The organism is Clostridium sp. ETTB3 (assembly GCF_053571985.1).
In genome coordinates this window covers 976,578-995,968 of record NZ_CP199832.1, presented here as the reverse complement: position 1 = coordinate 995,968, position 19,391 = coordinate 976,578, and the positions used below count along the sequence as shown (strand labels likewise).

The 19,391-nt window shown below is 27.2% G+C and carries 20 protein-coding genes and 1 riboswitch; all 20 genes read right to left on the bottom strand.

The features are described 5' to 3' along the window. Positions 1–4: 4 nt before the first annotated feature. Positions 5–964 carry a YkvA family protein gene (locus tag ACUN06_RS04885; protein WP_291731269.1) on the bottom strand — a complete coding sequence of 320 codons (960 nt, stop codon included), beginning with the start codon at positions 962–964 and terminating at the stop codon, positions 5–7. A gap of 243 nt (positions 965–1,207) precedes the next feature. Beyond that, positions 1,208–2,026 carry a MetQ/NlpA family ABC transporter substrate-binding protein gene (locus ACUN06_RS04880; RefSeq protein ID WP_291731270.1) on the bottom strand — a complete coding sequence of 273 codons (819 nt, stop codon included), beginning with the start codon at positions 2,024–2,026 and terminating at the stop codon, positions 1,208–1,210. 37 nt (positions 2,027–2,063) lie between these two features. Beyond that, positions 2,064–2,711 (bottom strand): methionine ABC transporter permease, encoded by a 648-nt coding sequence (locus tag ACUN06_RS04875; RefSeq protein WP_412655779.1) that lies wholly within the window; start codon positions 2,709–2,711, stop codon positions 2,064–2,066. Between the two features lies 1 nt (position 2,712). Beyond that, positions 2,713–3,678, bottom strand: coding sequence for a methionine ABC transporter ATP-binding protein (locus tag ACUN06_RS04870; protein ID WP_291731271.1), 966 nt, complete (start codon positions 3,676–3,678; stop codon positions 2,713–2,715). Positions 3,679–3,781: 103 nt separating this feature from the next. Next, a riboswitch (SAM riboswitch) is annotated at positions 3,782–3,957 on the bottom strand. A 270-nt stretch (positions 3,958–4,227) separates the two neighbouring features. Further along, on the bottom strand, positions 4,228–4,530 hold the full coding sequence (locus ACUN06_RS04865; protein WP_294396828.1) for a hypothetical protein: 303 nt from the start codon (positions 4,528–4,530) through the stop codon (positions 4,228–4,230). Between the two features lie 31 nt (positions 4,531–4,561). Then, positions 4,562–5,773, bottom strand: a complete 1,212-nt coding sequence (gene ftsW / locus ACUN06_RS04860) for a putative lipid II flippase FtsW (RefSeq protein WP_291731273.1) — start codon at positions 5,771–5,773, stop codon at positions 4,562–4,564. 21 nt (positions 5,774–5,794) lie between these two features. Further along, a complete protein-coding gene (locus ACUN06_RS04855; RefSeq protein WP_331891026.1) occupies positions 5,795–8,008 on the bottom strand; it encodes a stage V sporulation protein D in 2,214 nt (737 codons plus the stop codon). Between the two features lie 188 nt (positions 8,009–8,196). Then, positions 8,197–9,576: a cation:dicarboxylate symporter family transporter gene (locus tag ACUN06_RS04850; RefSeq protein WP_449390160.1), complete on the bottom strand. Its 1,380-nt coding sequence runs from the start codon at positions 9,574–9,576 to the stop codon at positions 8,197–8,199. Between the two features lie 295 nt (positions 9,577–9,871). After that, positions 9,872–10,519: an HAD family hydrolase gene (locus ACUN06_RS04845; RefSeq protein ID WP_449390159.1), complete on the bottom strand. Its 648-nt coding sequence runs from the start codon at positions 10,517–10,519 to the stop codon at positions 9,872–9,874. Positions 10,520–10,685: 166 nt separating this feature from the next. Continuing rightward, positions 10,686–11,012 (bottom strand): phosphoribosyl-ATP diphosphatase, encoded by a 327-nt coding sequence (gene hisE, locus ACUN06_RS04840; protein ID WP_294161184.1) that lies wholly within the window; start codon positions 11,010–11,012, stop codon positions 10,686–10,688. Beyond that, positions 11,009–11,329 (bottom strand): phosphoribosyl-AMP cyclohydrolase, encoded by a 321-nt coding sequence (hisI, locus tag ACUN06_RS04835; RefSeq protein ID WP_291731277.1) that lies wholly within the window; start codon positions 11,327–11,329, stop codon positions 11,009–11,011. Before hisI ends, hisE begins: the two co-directional genes overlap by 4 nt. Before the next feature lie 34 nt (positions 11,330–11,363). Further along, a complete protein-coding gene (gene hisF, locus ACUN06_RS04830) occupies positions 11,364–12,125 on the bottom strand; it encodes an imidazole glycerol phosphate synthase subunit HisF (protein WP_294161168.1) in 762 nt (253 codons plus the stop codon). A gap of 20 nt (positions 12,126–12,145) precedes the next feature. After that, positions 12,146–12,868 (bottom strand): 1-(5-phosphoribosyl)-5-[(5-phosphoribosylamino)methylideneamino]imidazole-4-carboxamide isomerase, encoded by a 723-nt coding sequence (hisA, locus tag ACUN06_RS04825; RefSeq protein WP_294368602.1) that lies wholly within the window; start codon positions 12,866–12,868, stop codon positions 12,146–12,148. Continuing rightward, the gene (gene hisH, locus ACUN06_RS04820; RefSeq protein WP_294161166.1) at positions 12,865–13,479 is read right to left on the bottom strand and encodes an imidazole glycerol phosphate synthase subunit HisH; all 615 of its coding nucleotides are present in this window, start codon (positions 13,477–13,479) and stop codon (positions 12,865–12,867) included. Before hisH ends, hisA begins: the two co-directional genes overlap by 4 nt. Positions 13,480–13,504: 25 nt before the next feature. Beyond that, positions 13,505–14,086 (bottom strand): imidazoleglycerol-phosphate dehydratase HisB, encoded by a 582-nt coding sequence (hisB, locus tag ACUN06_RS04815; RefSeq protein ID WP_291731282.1) that lies wholly within the window; start codon positions 14,084–14,086, stop codon positions 13,505–13,507. After that, positions 14,064–15,137, bottom strand: coding sequence for a histidinol-phosphate transaminase (hisC, locus tag ACUN06_RS04810; protein WP_294368604.1), 1,074 nt, complete (start codon positions 15,135–15,137; stop codon positions 14,064–14,066). Before hisC ends, hisB begins: the two co-directional genes overlap by 23 nt. Then, positions 15,124–16,416 (bottom strand): histidinol dehydrogenase, encoded by a 1,293-nt coding sequence (gene hisD / locus ACUN06_RS04805; protein WP_449390158.1) that lies wholly within the window; start codon positions 16,414–16,416, stop codon positions 15,124–15,126. Before hisD ends, hisC begins: the two co-directional genes overlap by 14 nt. Positions 16,417–16,451: 35 nt before the next feature. Continuing rightward, entirely contained in the window at positions 16,452–17,078 is a 627-nt protein-coding gene (gene hisG / locus ACUN06_RS04800) for an ATP phosphoribosyltransferase (RefSeq protein ID WP_294368608.1), read from the bottom strand. A gap of 12 nt (positions 17,079–17,090) precedes the next feature. After that, a complete protein-coding gene (gene hisZ, locus ACUN06_RS04795; RefSeq protein ID WP_294368610.1) occupies positions 17,091–18,188 on the bottom strand; it encodes an ATP phosphoribosyltransferase regulatory subunit in 1,098 nt (365 codons plus the stop codon). Between the two features lie 200 nt (positions 18,189–18,388). Then, the gene (locus tag ACUN06_RS04790; protein WP_291731288.1) at positions 18,389–19,330 is read right to left on the bottom strand and encodes a siderophore ABC transporter substrate-binding protein; all 942 of its coding nucleotides are present in this window, start codon (positions 19,328–19,330) and stop codon (positions 18,389–18,391) included. Between the last annotated feature and the right edge of the window lie 61 nt (positions 19,331–19,391).

Sequence of the window (19,391 nt, the reverse complement as noted above, 5' to 3'; positions counted from 1 at the left end):
TAAATTACACAGATAATAATTCTTCTAAAACCTTGCAAATACTATTAATATTCTTTGCCCCAGTAAAGTTAGTAGCATATTCAACAACATTTTTTAAAACTATTAAAATATCATTTTTTCCTTGCCAATTTTCTAAAATAACATTTAATGGAACTTCTGTCATTATAATATTTAATGCAAAAATTCCTATTGCAATATCATCTACTTTTCCTATAAAAGGTATCTTATCCGGTATAATATCACAAGGTACTGTAATATAAGCAACTGCACCTGATATTATAATCTTGGTTTTCATACTTACTCTCTTATCTTTAAGAAGTCTATATATTAATGTTGCTATATCAGGTAATACAAATATGTAATCACTATATTTTTTAACTCCTATTGGCATTTTACCCTTAATTTTTTCTCTTCCTTTAGCATAAAAATCATTTATTTTTATTAATTCTTCTTCATTATATTCTTGCTCTTGTTCATTTTCAAAACTTAATAACTCTACTTCTTTTTTTAATTCTCCACTTAATGAAATTTTAGCATTTCTTAACTCTAAATTAAGTACTCCATAAGTACAATAAATACTATATATATCAAAATCTACATAAGGTATGTCTTTTAATAAATATTTATACTGTATAATTACCTTTCCCTTTTCATAATATATTCCTTTATCTTTTAATGACTTTAATATAAATTTCAATGCCACTTTCCTTACAAATGAAGGTATTCCAACATTTAAAATCTTAACCCCCGTTACTTCCCCTTTAGTTAATCCATTTTCCATGGAATTAAATTTAACTTTAACTTCAAATTTAATAATAACTCCTTTTGAAAATGAACCTATTATTTTAATATCATCATTAATTTCAACTTTTTTAATATCTATCTCTTTAATTGATACAAAGTCATTATATATACTTAATAAATTTTCTCCTGTTAATCCTACATTTATACTATTTATATTCATAACTTGTCCCCTTTCTTTCAAAAAAGTTTAAATTTATCTTGCTTGCTCATTAATACATCTATATTTATACATAATATACAGTATACTTTATTTATATTAAATTTAAAAGCTTGTATTTACATACTTTAATTTTAAAATACTAAAAGGGATTTACAAACTTCAATGTAAATCCCTTACCTATCTTAAGCCCCTTTGTAATAATTAACTCCCCTATTAATTATTATAATATTTATTGCTTTTAAATTAAAATACTGGTACAACTGCGCCTTTATATTTTTCATTTATAAAATCTCTAACTTCTTTTGAAGTAAGAGCTTCTGTTAAATCTTTAATTTTTTGAGTATTTTCATTTCCCTCTTTAACAGCTAAAATATTTCTTCTTTCTTTTAAGCTTTCTATATTTTTATCTTCTGCATAAAATGCATTTTTATTAACATCAAGACCAGCTTCTAAAGCATAATTACCATTAATAACTGCTATATCAACATCTTCTAAAACTCTTGGTAAAGTAGCTGCTTCTAATTCCTTAAATTCTAAGTTTTTAGGATTTGAAGTAATATCAGCTATAGTTATTAATTCTCCATCCTTAACTTCAATTAATCCAGCTGCTGCTAATACTCTTAAAGCTCTTGCTTCATTCGATGGATCATCTGGTACTGCTACTACTGCTCCCTCTTCAACCTCATCTACACTTTTATATTTTTTTGAAAAAGCTCCCATTGGCTCTAAGTGAATTTCTGCTGTATATGTTAAATGTGTTCCATTATCTGCATTAAATGAATTCAAGTATGCAATATGTTGAAAGTAATTTGCATCTAATTCCCCATTTTCTAATGATGTATTTGGTAATACATAATCAGTAAATTCAACTATTTCTACTTTATATCCTTTTGCTTCTAAAAGTGGCTTTGCAACTTCCATTATTTCTTCATGAGGAACTGGTGATACCCCAACTTTTATTACTTTATCATCCCCATTTGAAGAATTACTACCTCCACATCCAATTAATCCAATTGATAATATTCCTGCTACTATAGCAGTTAAAATACTTCTCTTTTTCATTTTTAAATTCCCCCTAAATTTATCATAAATATTTTAATTAACTTAATTTTTTATATAAATAATTACCTAAGCTTTGAAGCCCTTGAACCATTATTATTAAAATAATTACTGTAACTATCATTACATCCGTTTGATATCTTTGATACCCATAACTTATTGCTACTTTTCCTAATCCTCCAGCTCCAACACTTCCTGCCATTGCTGAATATCCTATTATATTTATAATAGTTAAAGTTAATCCTGATATAATTGATGGTACTGCTTCTTTTAACATTACTTTAAATATTATTTGAGTATTTGATGCACCAAATGATTTTGCAGCTTCTATTACGCCTGAATCAACTTCCTTTAGAGATGATTCAATTATTCTTGCAACAAACGGAGCTGCTGCTATTGTTAATGGCACTATTGCTGCTGCTTCACCTATTGGTGTACCTACAATAGCTCTAGTTAATGGAATAATAAATACTATTAAAATTATAAATGGAAAACTTCTTAATACATTTATTATTAAATCTAATGCATTATATATTATCTTATTTGGCTTTAATCCTTTTGGAGATGTAACAGTTACAACTATCCCTAGTATAAACCCTAATATACTTGCAAATAATGTTGAGAAAAACACCATATAAACTGTTTGTCCAACAGCTTGAATCATAACATCAATAATTTTACTATCCATCTTATAACACCTCCAATATAATATCTTTTGATGATAAATATTTCATTACTTCTTCTCTATCTTTTTCATTTATATTTATAGTTAATGTTCCTAAAACATTATTTCTAAACTTCTCTAACTTTCCTCCAACTATTGAAAAATCAATATTAAGTTCTCTTGCCATCTTTGTTATAAGAGCATTTTCTGAAGAATCACTAGGGAAGAATAACTTAATATTTACCCCATTTTTAGGTAATGCATCACCATCATCTTCTTCTCCCAAGAATTTCTTTAATGACACTTCTGGTTTAAGGAATACTTCTTCTGCTTTCCCTTCTGCTACAAGTACTCCCCCTTGAAGCAAAGCAACCTTTTGGCATATTTGTTTTACAACCTCCATTTGATGTGTAACAATAACTATAGTAATTCCTAATTTTTTATTAATATCTTCTAATAATGCAAGAATATCCTTAGTTGTTTTAGGATCTAATGCTGATGTTGCTTCATCACATAAAAGTATTTTAGGCTCTAATGCTAATGCTCTTGCAATTGCTACTCTTTGCTTTTGACCACCGCTTAATTCTGATGGCTTACTCTTTGCCTTTTCTGAAAGACCTACAACTTCAAGTAACTCATTAACCCTTTTATTTATAAATGATTTATCATATCCCCATACCTCTAATGGTAAAGCTACATTTTGAAATACATTTTTTCTAGTTAGAAGATTAAATCCTTGAAATATCATACCTAATTCTTTTCTTAATTCTCTTTTACCCTTTTCACTTAAAAGCCTTACTTCTTTGTCCATAACTTTAACTGAACCTTCATTATAATCTTCTAATGCATTTATACATCTTAAAAGAGTAGATTTTCCAGCTCCACTATGACCTATAAGTCCATAAATTTCACCTTCGCTTATATTTAAGGAAATATCTTTTAACACTTCTGTATTTTCAAAACTTTTCTTTACATTTTGCATTTTAATCATAGATGTCCACCTCCATATTTTACTAAGTAGTCAATTTAAATAAACAAAAAAACACGCTAGAGAATAAACTCAAGCGCGCTATAAAATTCACTACTAATTTACTCTCTCATCATTCAGTTATAAAACTGCAGGAATTAGCACCACGTCTACCAGTTGCAAGTGACAAGTGACAAGTGGCAAATCATTAATTTAAATTTGTCACTTGTCACTTATCACTTGTCACTATTGACAGGTTGCCGGGTTTCATAGGGCCAGTCCCTCCACCACTCTGGATAAGATTCAAATATTAACTTGTTTTGTTAATAATAATATATAATAGTTCTTCTTTTTTGTCAATAAATTATTTATAAAATTTTTCACCTTATTCAAAGATTTAAAATTCAGTTACTTCCTCTTCTATTTTTATAACTTCTGCATCAGTATTGTCTTCCACAAAATCTAAAATAAAATTTATATAAGAGATGTTTACTATCTTATTCTTTTTAATTATTTTAAGTTAATACACTTTTTATTTTATTATTTTCTATAACAATCCAAGCATGAGAGCTTCTATCTTATGCTTTCAATTAATTTTATAAAATCTACCTCATTACTTTTATCAAGATATATATCTATTAAAGCTTTGGTAGGCATATTTATATATCCCTTTTTCCCATTTATTAAGATATCTTCTAATTTAGCTTTAAAATTTTCTTCATCTGATTTTAATTCATTTATAATTTCATTAATTTCACATTTTGCTAAATCATCTATTATTTTTTTCCTTAAACTTTCATTAAACTTTTCAGCAATTCTTCTTTCTTCTTCAGTTAATCCTGATATATCATTATTTAATAAACTAAAAATATCCATAATCCCTTTACTCCATTATTTCATTTAATTATTAAATATTCATTTTGCTTTTTATTCTCTTTCTTTCTATTTTCTCTTGAATTTCATCCTTATGTGTTTTTGTTTGACTTGATATATTAAGCAATACTCCAATTGCAGCTAAATTAAACACAAGTGATGTTCCACCATAGCTTATAAATGGTAAAGGTACTCCTGTAACTGGCATACTTCCAGTAACAACAGCTATATTAATTACAACTTGCACAGCTATTACAGAAATAATACCAGTAGCTAAAAGTCTACCATATTTATCTTTAGCCCTCATTGCAACATTAATTCCTGCTATTATTAATACTAAAAATACAGAAATTATTATTATAGCTCCAATAAGCCCTAATTCTTCACATATAATTGCAAAAATAAAATCATTATGTGGTTCAGGCATATATAATGCCTTTTGCTTAGAATTTCCTAATCCAACACCAAATAAGCCACCTGTCCCTATTGCATAAAGTGAATGAACTAATTGATACCCCTCATCAGTTGCATATTTCCAAGGATTTATAAAGCTTATAAATCTCTTCATTCTATAACCAGAAGTAAAAATAGCTATTAAAACTCCTATTCCACCTAAACCCATTAATATACCAGTGATTTTTCCACTCATTCCTTCTGAAAAAACTATAATAAATGCTACAAACATTATAATAGCTGAAATACTTAAGTTATTTTCCGCCAAAACCAATCCTGAAAATACTAATGCAAATAATAAGTATATTATTGAAGCAAACCACTTTTCTTTAATTTGTCCATATTGTTCAATAACCATTGCTAGAAAGAATACAATCATATATTTCGCAAGTTCTGATGGTTGAAATGACACTCCCATAATTTTAATCCAACGAGTTGCCCCATTAATATTACTACCTATAAATAAAACTGCAATTAAAGTTATAAGCGTTATTACATACCCTGGAAGTGTTACCTTTTTCCAAAAATGATAATCAACAAATGTAAATATAAGCATAGCTATTAATCCCACTGGAGCCCATGTTAACTCTTTACTTAAAAAATAAAAAACATTTTTATGCTTATATAATGCATCATAATAACTTGCTGAAAAAACCATTATTATTCCAATAGCAACTAATACTAAGACAGAACAAAATATATATAAGTCTATCCCTTTATATTTATTTTTCTTTCTAATTTTTTTCTTTTTCCTTACATTTCCCTTTTTTATATTTTTCCCATTATTTTTCATATTACCTTCCTCAGAATATAATTAATACTCAAATTCTTTATTTAGTGTTATAGTAACTTTAGTTCCTTTAACCACCTTATTCCCACTTGCTATACTTTGAGAATGAACATTTCCTTCTCCTTCAAATTCACATATAATCCCTAAATTATTTAAAATTTCACTAGCAAATTCCTTTGTGCTTCCTTTTAAGTCTGGCATTATGACTTCTTTATTAATTTGATTACTATCTTTTGCTGTTATAGTAATAGTTGTGCCTTCTTTAACAGTTGATCCTGGATAAGTTTCCATTGAAACTATAGTTTTACCATTTCCTTTAATTTCTGCTTCAAGATTATTGGCTTTTAATATTTGTTTTGCTTCATCAATAGATTTTCCTCTTACATCTGGAATTATTACATTTTTATAAATTGAAAATCTTTCTTTTGCCAAAGGAGAATCCATATATTTAAACACTTCCTCAAATAACTCTTTCATTAATGGTGCTGCAACTTCCCCTCCATAATAAGCTCCATTACTTGGTTCATCTACAGCTATAAATACTGTTATTTGTGGATTTTCTATTGGTGCAAGCGCTATCATAGATGAAATATATTTATCCTTTGAATAAGTTCCTGTATTAGGATCAACTTTTTGTGCTGTACCAGTTTTTCCTCCAACATTATATCCTTGTACAAATGCACCATATGGCCCATCTTTAGTTACAGTTCTTTCTAAATAACTTCTAAGTAATGCAGTACTTGAATCTGTTAATAAATCTTTTTTTACACTAACCTTTACTTCTTCATCTATTACTCTATTTCCACTTTCATCTTCATGAGAAATTTCCTTTACTATATGTGGTTGTATTAAATCTCCACCATTTGCAATTGCATTAAAAGCCGCCATAAGTTGTAATGATGTTACTGTGTTAGTTTGTCCAAATGATATTGTTGCTAAATCTATAGCAGAAACTGTATCACTTGATTTAACTATACCTGATGCTTCTCCAGGTAAATCAATTCCCGTTGTTTTACCAAAACCTAATTTATAAATATATTCATTTAGCTTTTCAATTCCAAGTCTTTCTCCAATTTCCATCATTCCAACATTACAAGAATTTTTTAATACTTCAGCTAAAGTTTGAGTTCCATGGCCTTCACGTTTCCAGCATTTAACTGTTGTATTTCCAAATTTAACTCCACCATTACATACAAATGTATCACTATCACTAACTACCCCTTCTTGAAGTGCTGCTACCATAGTAACTGTTTTAAATGTAGACCCTGGCTCAAACGTATCACTTACAAGCCAATTTCTCCACATATTTTGTATTTGATCATTTTCAGTTTCTCCATCAAAGGACTCATATCCAGTGTATGGAGTGTTTGGATCATAATCTGGCTTATTTACCATTGCAAGAATTTCTCCATTATTAGGATCCATTATAAGAACATGAACACCTTTTGCATTATGTTCTTCTAATCCCTTTTGTGCTATCTTTTCAGCTACATATTGTAAATTTTCATCTACCGTTAATACTATATCATTACCATCTATAGGTGGTGTAAATTTATATGTTTCAAAAGGAAGTCTATTTCCCCAACTATCATAACCACCAATTTTCATTCCTGATATACCAGCCAAATATTCATCATATTGTAATTCTATACCTGTTAAGCCTACTCCTTCTGAATTAATTCCCCCTAATGCACTTGCTAAAAAATTTCCATTAGGATAATATCTCTTAACATCCCTAGATACTATTAAACCATATATATCTAAATCATCTGCACTATCTGCAATATCCTTAGTAATTCCTCTTACTAATGGTGCATATGTTGCATCACTTCCATCACTATTTTTTCTATTTAATGCCTTTAAAATATCATCATAACTTACTTCTGAAACAACACCAGCAATTTGCTTTGCTATTTCTTCTTTAGTTACTTCATTCTTTTTCATATGAGTTTTAATGGCATCTAAATCAAAATCTAATCGATAAACATTTGCTGAAGATACTAATATAGATTCATTTCTATCTAAGATATCACCCCTAGTTGCAGTTACACTTATTTCCTTCTGCCACTCTGTATTTGCCTTAGCTTCTAAATATCTTCCCTTTACTAAAGTTAGCCATCCCAATCTGGCAACTAATAAACCTACTAAGCAAAACACTATAAGGTAAACTAAACTTACTCTTTGCTTATAGTTTAATGTTTTTTTATTATTATTTTTGATTTTCTTTTTGCTTACCATCCATTTATCTCCCATCATAGATTAAACATATATAATACATAATTATTATTCTACTACATTTTCCTATATATCAAAAGATACTAACATTAATATTCTCTATTTTTAGAGTAAATTTTATATAAATTTTACTCTAAAAATACAAAAAGCCCATAACCAAAAGTTATAGTGCTTTTTCTATAAAATTATATTTATTTGTCTTTATTATATATTTCTTTGTCTACTTTATTGAAACTTTTACCTACAGCAACTGCAGTAACCATTGTTCCATTTACGTTTAACATAGTACGACCCATATCTAATATTGGATCAATTGCAATTATTCCTCCAGCTAATGGGAAATATGCACCCATTCCCATACCTGATATTGCAACAGAAACAGCCATTGTTGCACTTCCTGGCAGTCCAGCAATACCTAATGATCCAATTACAATTATTACAATAAGCATTCCATAGAAGCTAACATCCATTTCAGTTCCTGACATATTAGCTAATGTAACTGCCATTAATGCTGGATAAATTGCAGCACATCCATTCATCCCCATATTAGACCCTAAACTTCCAACAAATGAAGCTATTCCATTATCAACACCCATTTTATCAGTTAATGCTTCTATAGTAACTGGTAAAGTACCAAGGCTAGAACGAGAAGTAAATGCTAATATTAATGGTTCCATCGCATTTTTTATATAAATAATAGGATTTAATCCTAATATAGCTATTATTATTAAATGAATTATAAATACTATAATAATACTTACATAAAGTGCAAGTATAAATCCAACAACTTCTTTTATTGCTGATATTCCTCTTCCTGCAATTGTATTTGCAAGTAAAGCAACTACAGCATAAGGCATAAATTTAATTACAGTCATAGCAAGACTAGTGATAATCTTATATGATGCATTAACTAAATCAGTTACTGGTTGAATTACATCACTATATTTTTTATTTAATATTTTCATTGAGTTACCAATAAAAGCTGCAAATATTACAACAGCAACTACATTACCTTCTGCCATTGCTGCAACTGGATTAGATGGAAGTAATCCTCTTAATGTATCTACAACTGGAGTTATTTCTCTAATTTCATTTGTACCTTCAATTATAGTTGAAGAAACTCCAAGTTTAAACAGGTTACCTACCACAATTCCTACTATTGCTGCTATAGTAGTAGTTCCTAATAATGTTAAAATTGATCTTGTTGTTAACTTTCCTAGATTTTCCTCAGCCTTCATATTTATAATAACTCTAATAATAGATACAAATATTAAAGGAACTACAAGCATCTTTAATAAATCCATAAACCCATAACCAACAAGTCCATACCACTTGTTTACTTCAGTAATCCATTGAACTTCTCCTGGATTATTTGGAAATCCTGCAACTACCTGAATTATTACTCCTAATATTAACCCAACAATAGTTGAAACTATCATTCTTGTTGAAAATTTAACTTTTTTCTTAGCCATAACATTTACACCAAATAATACAGCTAAAAGAACAATAATAAACGCTACTGTTTTAAAACTTGTAATCATTATAAAATCTGATAAAAAAGTACTATTCATTTTTTCCTCCTATATATTTAATATTTAAATTTTAAAATTTAGTAACTATATATTACATTAAAAATTTATATTATTCTAGTAAAAATTTCTACATTTTTTTCTTTTTTTCTCATGTATATTTAGGAACTTTAATAAATTTATTTTCTAAAATTTATTTATATAATTTATATCTCTTTTCCTACTTATCCTATCGGTAATATATTAATAATATATCATCTTCAATTTTTTGTCAATATGTTCACCTTATCAAAAATAAAGACAGGTAACTACTTGTTATCTACCTGTCTTTAAATTATTATAATAAATTTACTAATTCTTGTGGAGTTCTAATTATATAATCTGCTCCTGCACTTTTCAACTCCTCTTCTCCTCTAAATCCCCATGCTACTCCTATAGACTTTACCCCTGCATTTTGTGCGGTTTTCATATCAACATCTGAATCTCCAACATATATACATTCTTCTTTAGTCACATTTAAATATTCCATAACTTCATATACTGTTTTTGGATCTGGTTTAACAGCATGATTAGGTCTTTGTCCATATGTAATTTCAAAATCATTTCCAAAATATCTATTTACAGTTTCTCCTGCAAATTCATCTGGCTTATTTGATACAACTGCTAATTTAATATTCTTAAATTTTAACTCCTTAATTAGTTCATATATACCATCATATGGCTTTGTTGTATCATGCATATGCTCACCATAATATTCATCAAATAATTTTAAAACTTTTTCTATAGCTTCTTCATTATTTTTATCTTCTTCTGGTAATATACGCTTCATTAAAATATATCTTCCACTTCCAACAAATCTTATATAATCTTTAATTGGATGCTCATTATATCCACAGCTTCTTAATGCAAAATTACTTGCATTTGCTAAATCTTCTAATGTATTTAGTAACGTTCCATCTAAATCAAAAATTACTGCCTTAATCATCTTTTCTCCTCTTTACAAATAATTAAAATAAAAATCAAAATACAATACATTTATTATATCATAATTAAATATTATGTTTTTGCATTTAAAGATAAAAGCCTAATACTCTTATACAATTTTTGTATAAAAATATTAAGCCTATTATCATTTCTTATTATACTTTTCATTAAAATTCTTCAATACTTTTTCTTTCACCTTTAAAATTATTTATTTTATTTCTTCTTTTTGATAATTCATTATTTAATTCTCCTAAATTAATTTCCTTTTCTGCCATGAGTACAAGAATATGATAAGTTAAATCACAAATTTCACTTATAATTTCATCTTTATCATTTCCCTTAGCAGCAATTATAAGTTCAGTACACTCTTCTCCAACTTTTTTTAATATTTTATCAATACCTTTATTAAATAAGTATTTAGTATACGAACCCTCTTCAGCATTTACTTTTCTTTCTTTAATAATCTCATATAAATCATCTAATACCAATTTTATTTTATCCTCCTAAAAAAACAGCTTTTATTTCCAGTATGACAAGCTCCTCTCCTTTGAATAACTTTAATTAATAATGTATCATTATCACAATCTGCCCATATTTCCTTTACTTCTTGAAAATTACCTGAGGTAGCACCTTTATTCCACAATTCATTTCTACTTCTACTATAAAACCATGTTTTATTATTTTTTAAAGTAAGATTAAAACTCTCTTGTGACATATATGCAAGCATTAACACTTCATTACTTTCATAATCTTGGATAACTACAGGTATTAGACCATTACCTTTTTCAAAGTCTAAACTTATTTTTTCCATATAATATCTCCTATAATCATATTTTGTTAAGACTTTAAATTCTTACTGCTATTCCCATTTCCCTTAAATAAAGTTTTACTTCTTTAATACTTAACTCTCCATAATGAAACAATGAAGCTGCCAATGCAGCATGAGCTTTTCCTTCTATAAATACATTTTCGAAATCTTTTAAAGAGCCTCCTCCACCAGATGCAATTACTGGTACGTTAGTTACCTCACTAACTTTTCTTGTAAGTTCTAAATCAAACCCATTTTTAGTTCCATCACTATCCATTGAAGTTAATAATATTTCTCCAGCACCTAATTTAGTTGCTTCCTCTATCCACTTAATAACATCTATTCCTGTATCAATTCTTCCTCCATTAATAAATACATTCCACCCACTATTATCAAATTTCTTTTTTGCATCTACAGCTAATACTATGCATTGTTTTCCAAAGTAATAAGCCCCTTCTTTTATTAATTTCTTATTTTTTACTGCTGAAGAATTTAAACTTACCTTATCAGCTCCAGCTCTTAATATTCTTTTTATATCATCTATATCTTTTAATCCTCCACCTACAGTAAAAGGTATAAAAATTCTTTCAGCAACTTGTTGAACAACGCTTTCCATTATTCCTCTTCCTTCATGAGTAGCCGTAATATCTAAAAAAACAATCTCATCTGCACCTTGCTTATAATAATATTCTCCAAGTTCTACTGGATTTCCAACTTCTTTTATTCCTACAAAATTTATTCCTTTAACAACCTTACCGTTTCTTACATCTAAACAAGGGATTATTCTCTTTGTATGCATTAATCTCCCCCCAAATTTAATTATGAATTTTCCTTACATAAATCAATTGCTTCTTTTAAATTTATATGTTTTGAATACAATGCTTTTCCAATAATTACTCCATATATATTCAAATTTTTCAATTCTCTAATATCATCAATTTTAGATATTCCTCCAGATGAAGTTATATTCATACATATATTTTCATTTAATTTCTTTAGCATACCTATATTTACACCTTGTAATGTTCCATCCCTACTAATATCAGTTAATATAATATTATCTACACCCATTTTTTCCATTTCTTTAGAAAAATCAATATAATTAAATTTACTTTCCTTTAGCCATCCTCTTCCACATAAATAGCCATTTTTACAATCAACTCCAATTGAAATTTTATCACCAAATTTATCTAAAGCCCTCTTAACAAAATCTAAGTTTTCAATTGCTACAGTACCTAATATTACTCTACTTATTCCATTGTCTATTAAATATTTAATATTTTCATATGTTCTTATTCCACCACCAACTTCAATTGGTAAATTAACAGATTTAGCAACTTCAATAATTATTTTATTATTTATTAGCTCCCCCTTTTTAGCACCCTCTAAATCTACTAAATGAATATATTCAGCTCCTGCTATTTCAAAATTTTTAGCTATTTTTAAAACATCTTGCCCAACTACTTCCTTCTTATTATAATCACCTTGATAAAGTCGAACTGGTTTTCCATCTATAATATCTATTGCTGGAATTATAATCATTTACTCAACACCCCAAAATTTTTAAGTATTTTTAATCCAACCTCACCACTTTTTTCAGGATGAAATTGCATACCATATACATTTCCTTTATTAACTATTCCAGGTATATTAATATCTCCATATTTTGAATATGCAATTAAATTTTCATCTATCATTTCTGTTGCCATAAAACTATGAACATAATAAACAAAACTTTCTTTATTAATATTATTAAGTATTTTATTTTCTCTATTAAACTCTAGTCTATTCCATCCTATATGAGGAATTTTAAGATTTTCTTTAGAATTCATAAGTTTAATCTTTCCTTCTATAAATCCAAGTCCTTTTCTTAGTTCACATTCATATCCTTCATCAAAAAGCATTTGCATACCTAAACAAATTCCAAGCAACGGGCATCCATCATTAACTTTTTTTCTTATTGGTAAAATTAAATCAAGATTTTGCAAATTATCCATTGCATCCTTAAAGGCACCCACCCCTGGCAAAATCAATTTATCTGCCATTTCTATATCTGTTACTTCACTAGAAATTTGACAATCAAAATTAACTTTTTTCAATGCATTATACACACTTTTTAAATTTCCCATACCATAATCAATAATTGTAATCATATTTCCTCCAAATTTTTATTACAATTTAAATAATTCCTTTTGAAGAAGGAATTATATTTCCTTCAATATTAATAGCTTCTTTTAATGCTCGTCCAACACACTTGAAAATTCCCTCTATTTTGTGATGGTCATTTTCACCATATAAAACTTTTATGTGTAATGTAATACCAGCATTAAATGCAACAGCTCTAAAAAATTCTTTAACCATTTCTGTGGAAAAGTTTCCTATACTTTCCCTATTAAACCCTGCCTCAAAATGTAAATAACTTCGTCCACTAATATCTAAAGATACCATAACTAAAGATTCATCCATGGGCAAAAAAAACGTTCCATATCTTTTTATTCCCTTCTTATCACCTAATGCTTCATTTATACTTCTTCCTAAAGCAATACCTATATCTTCAATTAAATGATGATCACAAACCTCAATATCTCCTTTTGAATCTAATTCAATATCTATATTGCTATGAAATGCTAATAAACTTATCATATGATTTAAAAAACCTACCTCAGTTTTTACAACACTTGTACCATTTCCATCTAAATTTATTTTTAAGTTAATATTTGTTTCATTAGTTTTTCTACTAATCTGTGACAATCTCTTCATAACTCTCCCCCAAACTGTAAATTATATTTTCTATAATATTTACTATTAAATCATTTTCCATTGGTGATCCTACAGTCAATCTGAAACTATCATCATTAAAATATCTTGCTAATACTCCCTTTTGCTCAAAAACCTCTTTTAATATATCCTTAATTCTTGATCTACCAAATATAAAGTTAGCTTTTGACTTATAAAATTCAATTTTTTTATTGCTTTTCATTTCTATTTCTTTTAAATTCTTATATAACCGTTCTCTTTCATATACAATTTCTTCAACATTTTTTAATATTCTTTCTGGATGCTTTAAAGCTACACATCCTACCATTTGAGAAAAAGTATTTAAATTATAAGGAGTCTTATTAATTCTTAATTTATTTATCAAATGTTTATTTGCAATTAAAAATCCAATTCTTAATGCTGCTAATCCCCATGCTTTAGATAATGTTCTAGTAACAATTAAATTTTTGTATTTTTCTATATATCCAATCATACCTTGTCCATAAAATTCATAATAAGCCTCATCAACAACTATTAAAATATCCTTAAATGCTTCTAAAATAAATATAATTTCATCATTACTAATTACATGTCCTGTTGGATTATTAGGATTAGAAAAAATTATAAGATTTGGATTTACCCGTCTACCATATTCAATAAACCTATCAACCGAAAAACTTCCATCATTTTCTGTATTATATTTTTTTACAACTCCCTCATTTAAAGATGTATAAAAATCATACATTGAAAAATCTGGATTAATAGTTAAAACTACTTTTTTCTTAGTAATTTGATAATTTATTATTAATGAAATCATTTCATCTGAACCATTTCCTGCAATAACATTTTCTTCACCTATACCAACTACCTCTGCATAAGCCTTCCTTAAATTCAAACTTTCATCATCTGGATATCTATTAAAATTTATTTTTTTTATTTCTTTGATAATTTCATCCAATTCATTTTTTTCAATATTTTTATAACTTTCATTTCCATTTATTCTTATACCTACTTTATCATTCATTACACTTTTATACTCTTTAATTTTTTTCATTTTCTAACCTCACTCTTATAGAATTTGCATGAGCTGTTAGACCTTCCTCATTTGCAAACCTAATTACTTTTTTCCCATCTTCATATAAAGCTTTTTTAGAATAAAATAAAAATGATGACTTCTTTAAAAAGGTATCAACAGATAATGATGATGAAAATTTTGCTGTTCCTCCAGTTGGCAATACATGATTTGTTCCTCCAAAATAATCTCCAATTGGCTCTGGAGTATATTCTCCTAAAAAAACAGAACCAGCATTTTTTATCTCCCCTAGATATTCCATTGGATTTTCTATTAAAAGTTCTAAATGCTCAGGTGATATTAAATTAGATAGTTTTATACATTCATCGAGATTATTACATATTATTATTTTTCCATAATCATTTAACGATTTTTCAATTATTTCTTTTCTTGAAAGGGATTTTAATTGAATATTAATTTCTTTTTCAACTTCTAATGCTAACCTTTTAGATGTTGTTAATAACATTGATGAAGCAGCTTCATCATGTTCAGCTTGTGACATCATATCTGCTGCAATATATCTTGGATTTGCACCTTCTTTAGCTATTATTAAAATCTCACTAGGACCCGCAACCATATCTATCCCAACAACTCCATAAACTTGTCTCTTTGCTTCTGCAACATAGGAGTTTCCTGGTCCTACAATCATTGAAACTGGATCAATACTTTCAGTTCCATAAGCTAAAGCAGCAATCGCTTGTGCTCCTCCAATTTTATAAATTTTATTTATCCCACAAACCCTTGCTGCCACTAATATATTACTATTTACTTTATTATTATAATTAGGAGGAGTTGATATTATAATATCTTGTACCCCTGCCACCTGCGCTGGAATAATATTCATTAATACTGAAGAGGGATAAGCTGCCTTTCCACCAGGAACATATACTCCTACACTATCAACTGGAATTATTCTTTGCCCCATATAAATTCCTAATTCCTTTTGATAAATATATCCCGTCTCTTTTTGTTTTTCATGATATTTAGTAATATTATTTTTACATTCTTCTAATATCCTTATCATTGTTTTATCACATTGCTTGTAAGCTTCTTCAATTTCTTCATTTGAAATTAAAAAATCTTTTAATTCTACATTATCAAATTTTAATGTATATTCTCTTAGTGCTTTATTTCCATGTAATTTAATATTTTCTATAATTTCTTCAACACTTTTTCTTATATTTATTGTATTACTTCTTTTCTTTAAATTTTTTATAATTTCATTTATATTATTATTGTTTACATTTATTATGCTTATCATATTAACTTGCCCCCTTTAATGTTATATAATAAACACTATTTACTACTTACACTCCTTATTTTATCTATAAAATTATTTATTTCTTTTTTTTTCAATTTAAAACTAGATTTATTTACTATAACTCTAGTGCTAATATCACAAATTTCATCTACAACAATTAATCCATTTTCTTTTAATGTTATACCTGTTTCCATTATATCTACTATACCTTCTGATATTCCTAATATAGGTGAAAGTTCTACTGACCCCTCAATTTTTATAATTTCAACATCCATTCCCTTTCTTTCAAAATATCTTTTTGCAACCTTTGGATATTTTGTACCTATTTTTATATGTCCTATTTTCTTAAAAATATCAATATTAGGAAGTGTTGCTACTATGAATTTGCATTTACCAATTTTCAAATCTAATAATTCATAATAATCTCCTTCTCTTTCTAATAAAGTATCTTTTCCAACTACTGCAATATCAGCTACTCCATGTTCTACATAAGTAACCGTATCATTTGCTTTTACTAAAAAATATCTTATATCATTTAAATTATCATTAAAAACTAATTTTCTTCCCTTATCTTTTAATTCATCAACAGAAAAATTTGATTTTTCTAATACTTTTACTAATTCCTTTTCTATTCTACCTTTTGTTAAAGCTATACTAATCAATCCCCAACCCCCTTATTTATAAATTATTTCTATTTTTTGCCCATTTCTAGTTTTATCTATAGCTTCTTTTAATACATTTAAGTAATCCTCCTTATTTAAATGTATTTTTTCAACATTACTTTTTTCCTTATAATCACAAGAATCTAAAAGTAAATTCGTATCTACTGAAAATCCTATAGCTGGCATACTTTTACTAAATTCATCCAATAAATTGTCATATCTTCCACCTCTAAGAACAGTAGAGCCTATTTCATTAACATAGCCCTTAAATATAATTCCTGAATAATAATTAACTCTTGGAACCATGCTCATATCAACAGAAATATATTTTTCATATCCTAATTTACTTAAATCTAAATATAACTGTTCTAAACATTTTATGTTTTCTTTCATTTCCTTATTAAATGCTATTTTCTTAGCTTTATTAATCATTTCATATCCACCAAATAACCATGGAAAGTCATTCAAAAAATATTTATATTCATTTTTTATATCTAAACAATTTAAATAATTTTTCAAACTTGTTAAACTCTTTTTATTAATAAGCTCAATTAGTTTATCCTTTTGATAATTGTATAAATTCATATTATTTAATGCAGATTTAAGTATATTCACATTTCCTATTTCTAATTTAAACTCTTTTTTTGTATCTAATGCTTTTAATACTTCTAAAGCAGTTACTAACACCTCTAAGTCTATTTCTCTACCATATGCTCCAATTAACTCTATTCCACAATCTAAGTATTCATTTCTCTTGCCTTCAAAACTATCATGAACTCTAAATACATTTGCACTATAAAATAACTTCAATGGTAATTCCATCTCTTTTAACTTACTATTAACTAATCTTGCTACAGGAACTGTCATATCTGGTCTTAAAGTTAATATTCTTCCTCTATTATCAAAGAATTTATACATTTCTTCCTCTTTAAGGCTTTGAGTTTTATGATTAAATGTTTCATAATATTCAACTGTTGGAGTAGAAATTTCATTATATCCCCAATTTTCAAAACAATTTTTTATAGTACTTATAATATTATTTCTTCTTTTACATTCATCTATAGTAAAGTCTCTCATTCCTTCTGGTATTATATTTTTTATACCAATCACCCCTTTACTGTATTAAAGTGCTAAAGTTATTATTGATAATACTACTTTTGGATTTATTTGTCAATTATTTTTCACTATATTTCTCTTTTACTTTTTAGTAGAATTTCATTTTTATTAATAATTTTCTAACACTTTTATTTATTTTATAAATATTTGAATAAAAATAAGCTAGTTACAATTAAGTAACTAGCTTTATAAATTTATTTTATAGCACTATCAATTTCTTCAACCATTTTCATTGTAGATGTAAATCCACCAGTAGCTGTATACCAAATGCTTGGATTTAAATATATAATATTTCCATTTTTATAAGCATCAGTTTTTTTCATTAATTCATTATCAAATAATTCTTTTGCTGATATTGTTCCACCTGCTATAGCAGCTCTATCAACAACAAATAAATAATCTGGATTTTTTTCTAATACATATTCAAATGAAGCCTTTTGCCCATGAGTAGAAGCTTCTATATTTTTATCAACAGGAATAATACCAAAGTTATTGTGAATAATTCCAAATCTTGATTCTGCTCCATATACACTAAATGAACCATCATTTGCTAATGCAATAAGCCCTGTAATATTCTTTTCTGTTGCTTTTGAATTTAATTTTGAAATAGCGTCCTTAATTGTAGTAAGCTCTTCTTTTACTTCATTTTCTTTATCAAATATTTTTCCTAAAACATTCATATTTTTTTCAAATGATTCTAAATAATTTTTATTATCTATGCTTAAATTAATAGTTGGAGCAATCTTACTTAACTCTTCATAATAATCAGCTTGTCTACCTGATATTATTATTAAATCTGGATTTAATTCAAATATTTTTTCCATATTTGGTTCTTTTAATGAACCAATACTTGAATATTCTTCTCCAGCAAATTTACTTAAGTGTTCAGGTAATCCATTTTGTACTACCCCAACTATACCTTGAACATTTAACTTATCTAGTGAATCTAAAATACCAAAATCAAATACTACAATTCTTTTAGAATTTTTATTTACTGTTGTTTCTCCTGAATCATGAGTAACAACAACTGTTTCTCCTCCACCTTTTCCTTCTGCACCTACAAATTTAGTTATACCAAATATAGCCAAAACTACTATTAATAAAGCTACTATTGATAAAATAGTCTTTTTTTTCATTTAAATACACTCCTATCTTATTTTATTTATATTGATATTCATTATCACTATTTTGTTATTT

Coding starts and splice junctions, on each gene's coding strand:
- ACUN06_RS04885 (WP_291731269.1), bottom strand. CDS start 964: ATGAATATAAATAGTATAAATGTAGGATTAACAGGAGAAAATTTATTA.
- ACUN06_RS04880 (WP_291731270.1), bottom strand. CDS start 2,026: ATGAAAAAGAGAAGTATTTTAACTGCTATAGTAGCAGGAATATTATCA.
- ACUN06_RS04875 (WP_412655779.1), bottom strand. CDS start 2,711: ATGGATAGTAAAATTATTGATGTTATGATTCAAGCTGTTGGACAAACA.
- ACUN06_RS04870 (WP_291731271.1), bottom strand. CDS start 3,678: ATGATTAAAATGCAAAATGTAAAGAAAAGTTTTGAAAATACAGAAGTG.
- ACUN06_RS04865 (WP_294396828.1), bottom strand. CDS start 4,530: ATGGATATTTTTAGTTTATTAAATAATGATATATCAGGATTAACTGAA.
- ftsW (WP_291731273.1), bottom strand. CDS start 5,773: ATGAAAAATAATGGGAAAAATATAAAAAAGGGAAATGTAAGGAAAAAG.
- ACUN06_RS04855 (WP_331891026.1), bottom strand. CDS start 8,008: ATGGTAAGCAAAAAGAAAATCAAAAATAATAATAAAAAAACATTAAAC.
- ACUN06_RS04850 (WP_449390160.1), bottom strand. CDS start 9,576: ATGAATAGTACTTTTTTATCAGATTTTATAATGATTACAAGTTTTAAA.
- ACUN06_RS04845 (WP_449390159.1), bottom strand. CDS start 10,519: ATGATTAAGGCAGTAATTTTTGATTTAGATGGAACGTTACTAAATACA.
- hisI (WP_291731277.1), bottom strand. CDS start 11,329: ATGGAAAAAATAAGTTTAGACTTTGAAAAAGGTAATGGTCTAATACCT.
- hisF (WP_294161168.1), bottom strand. CDS start 12,125: ATGCATACAAAGAGAATAATCCCTTGTTTAGATGTAAGAAACGGTAAG.
- hisA (WP_294368602.1), bottom strand. CDS start 12,868: ATGATTATAATTCCAGCAATAGATATTATAGATGGAAAACCAGTTCGA.
- hisH (WP_294161166.1), bottom strand. CDS start 13,479: ATGATTACAATTATTGATTATGGTATGGGAAATTTAAAAAGTGTGTAT.
- hisB (WP_291731282.1), bottom strand. CDS start 14,086: ATGAAGAGATTGTCACAGATTAGTAGAAAAACTAATGAAACAAATATT.
- hisC (WP_294368604.1), bottom strand. CDS start 15,137: ATGAAAAAAATTAAAGAGTATAAAAGTGTAATGAATGATAAAGTAGGT.
- hisD (WP_449390158.1), bottom strand. CDS start 16,416: ATGATAAGCATAATAAATGTAAACAATAATAATATAAATGAAATTATA.
- ACUN06_RS04790 (WP_291731288.1), bottom strand. CDS start 19,330: ATGAAAAAAAAGACTATTTTATCAATAGTAGCTTTATTAATAGTAGTT.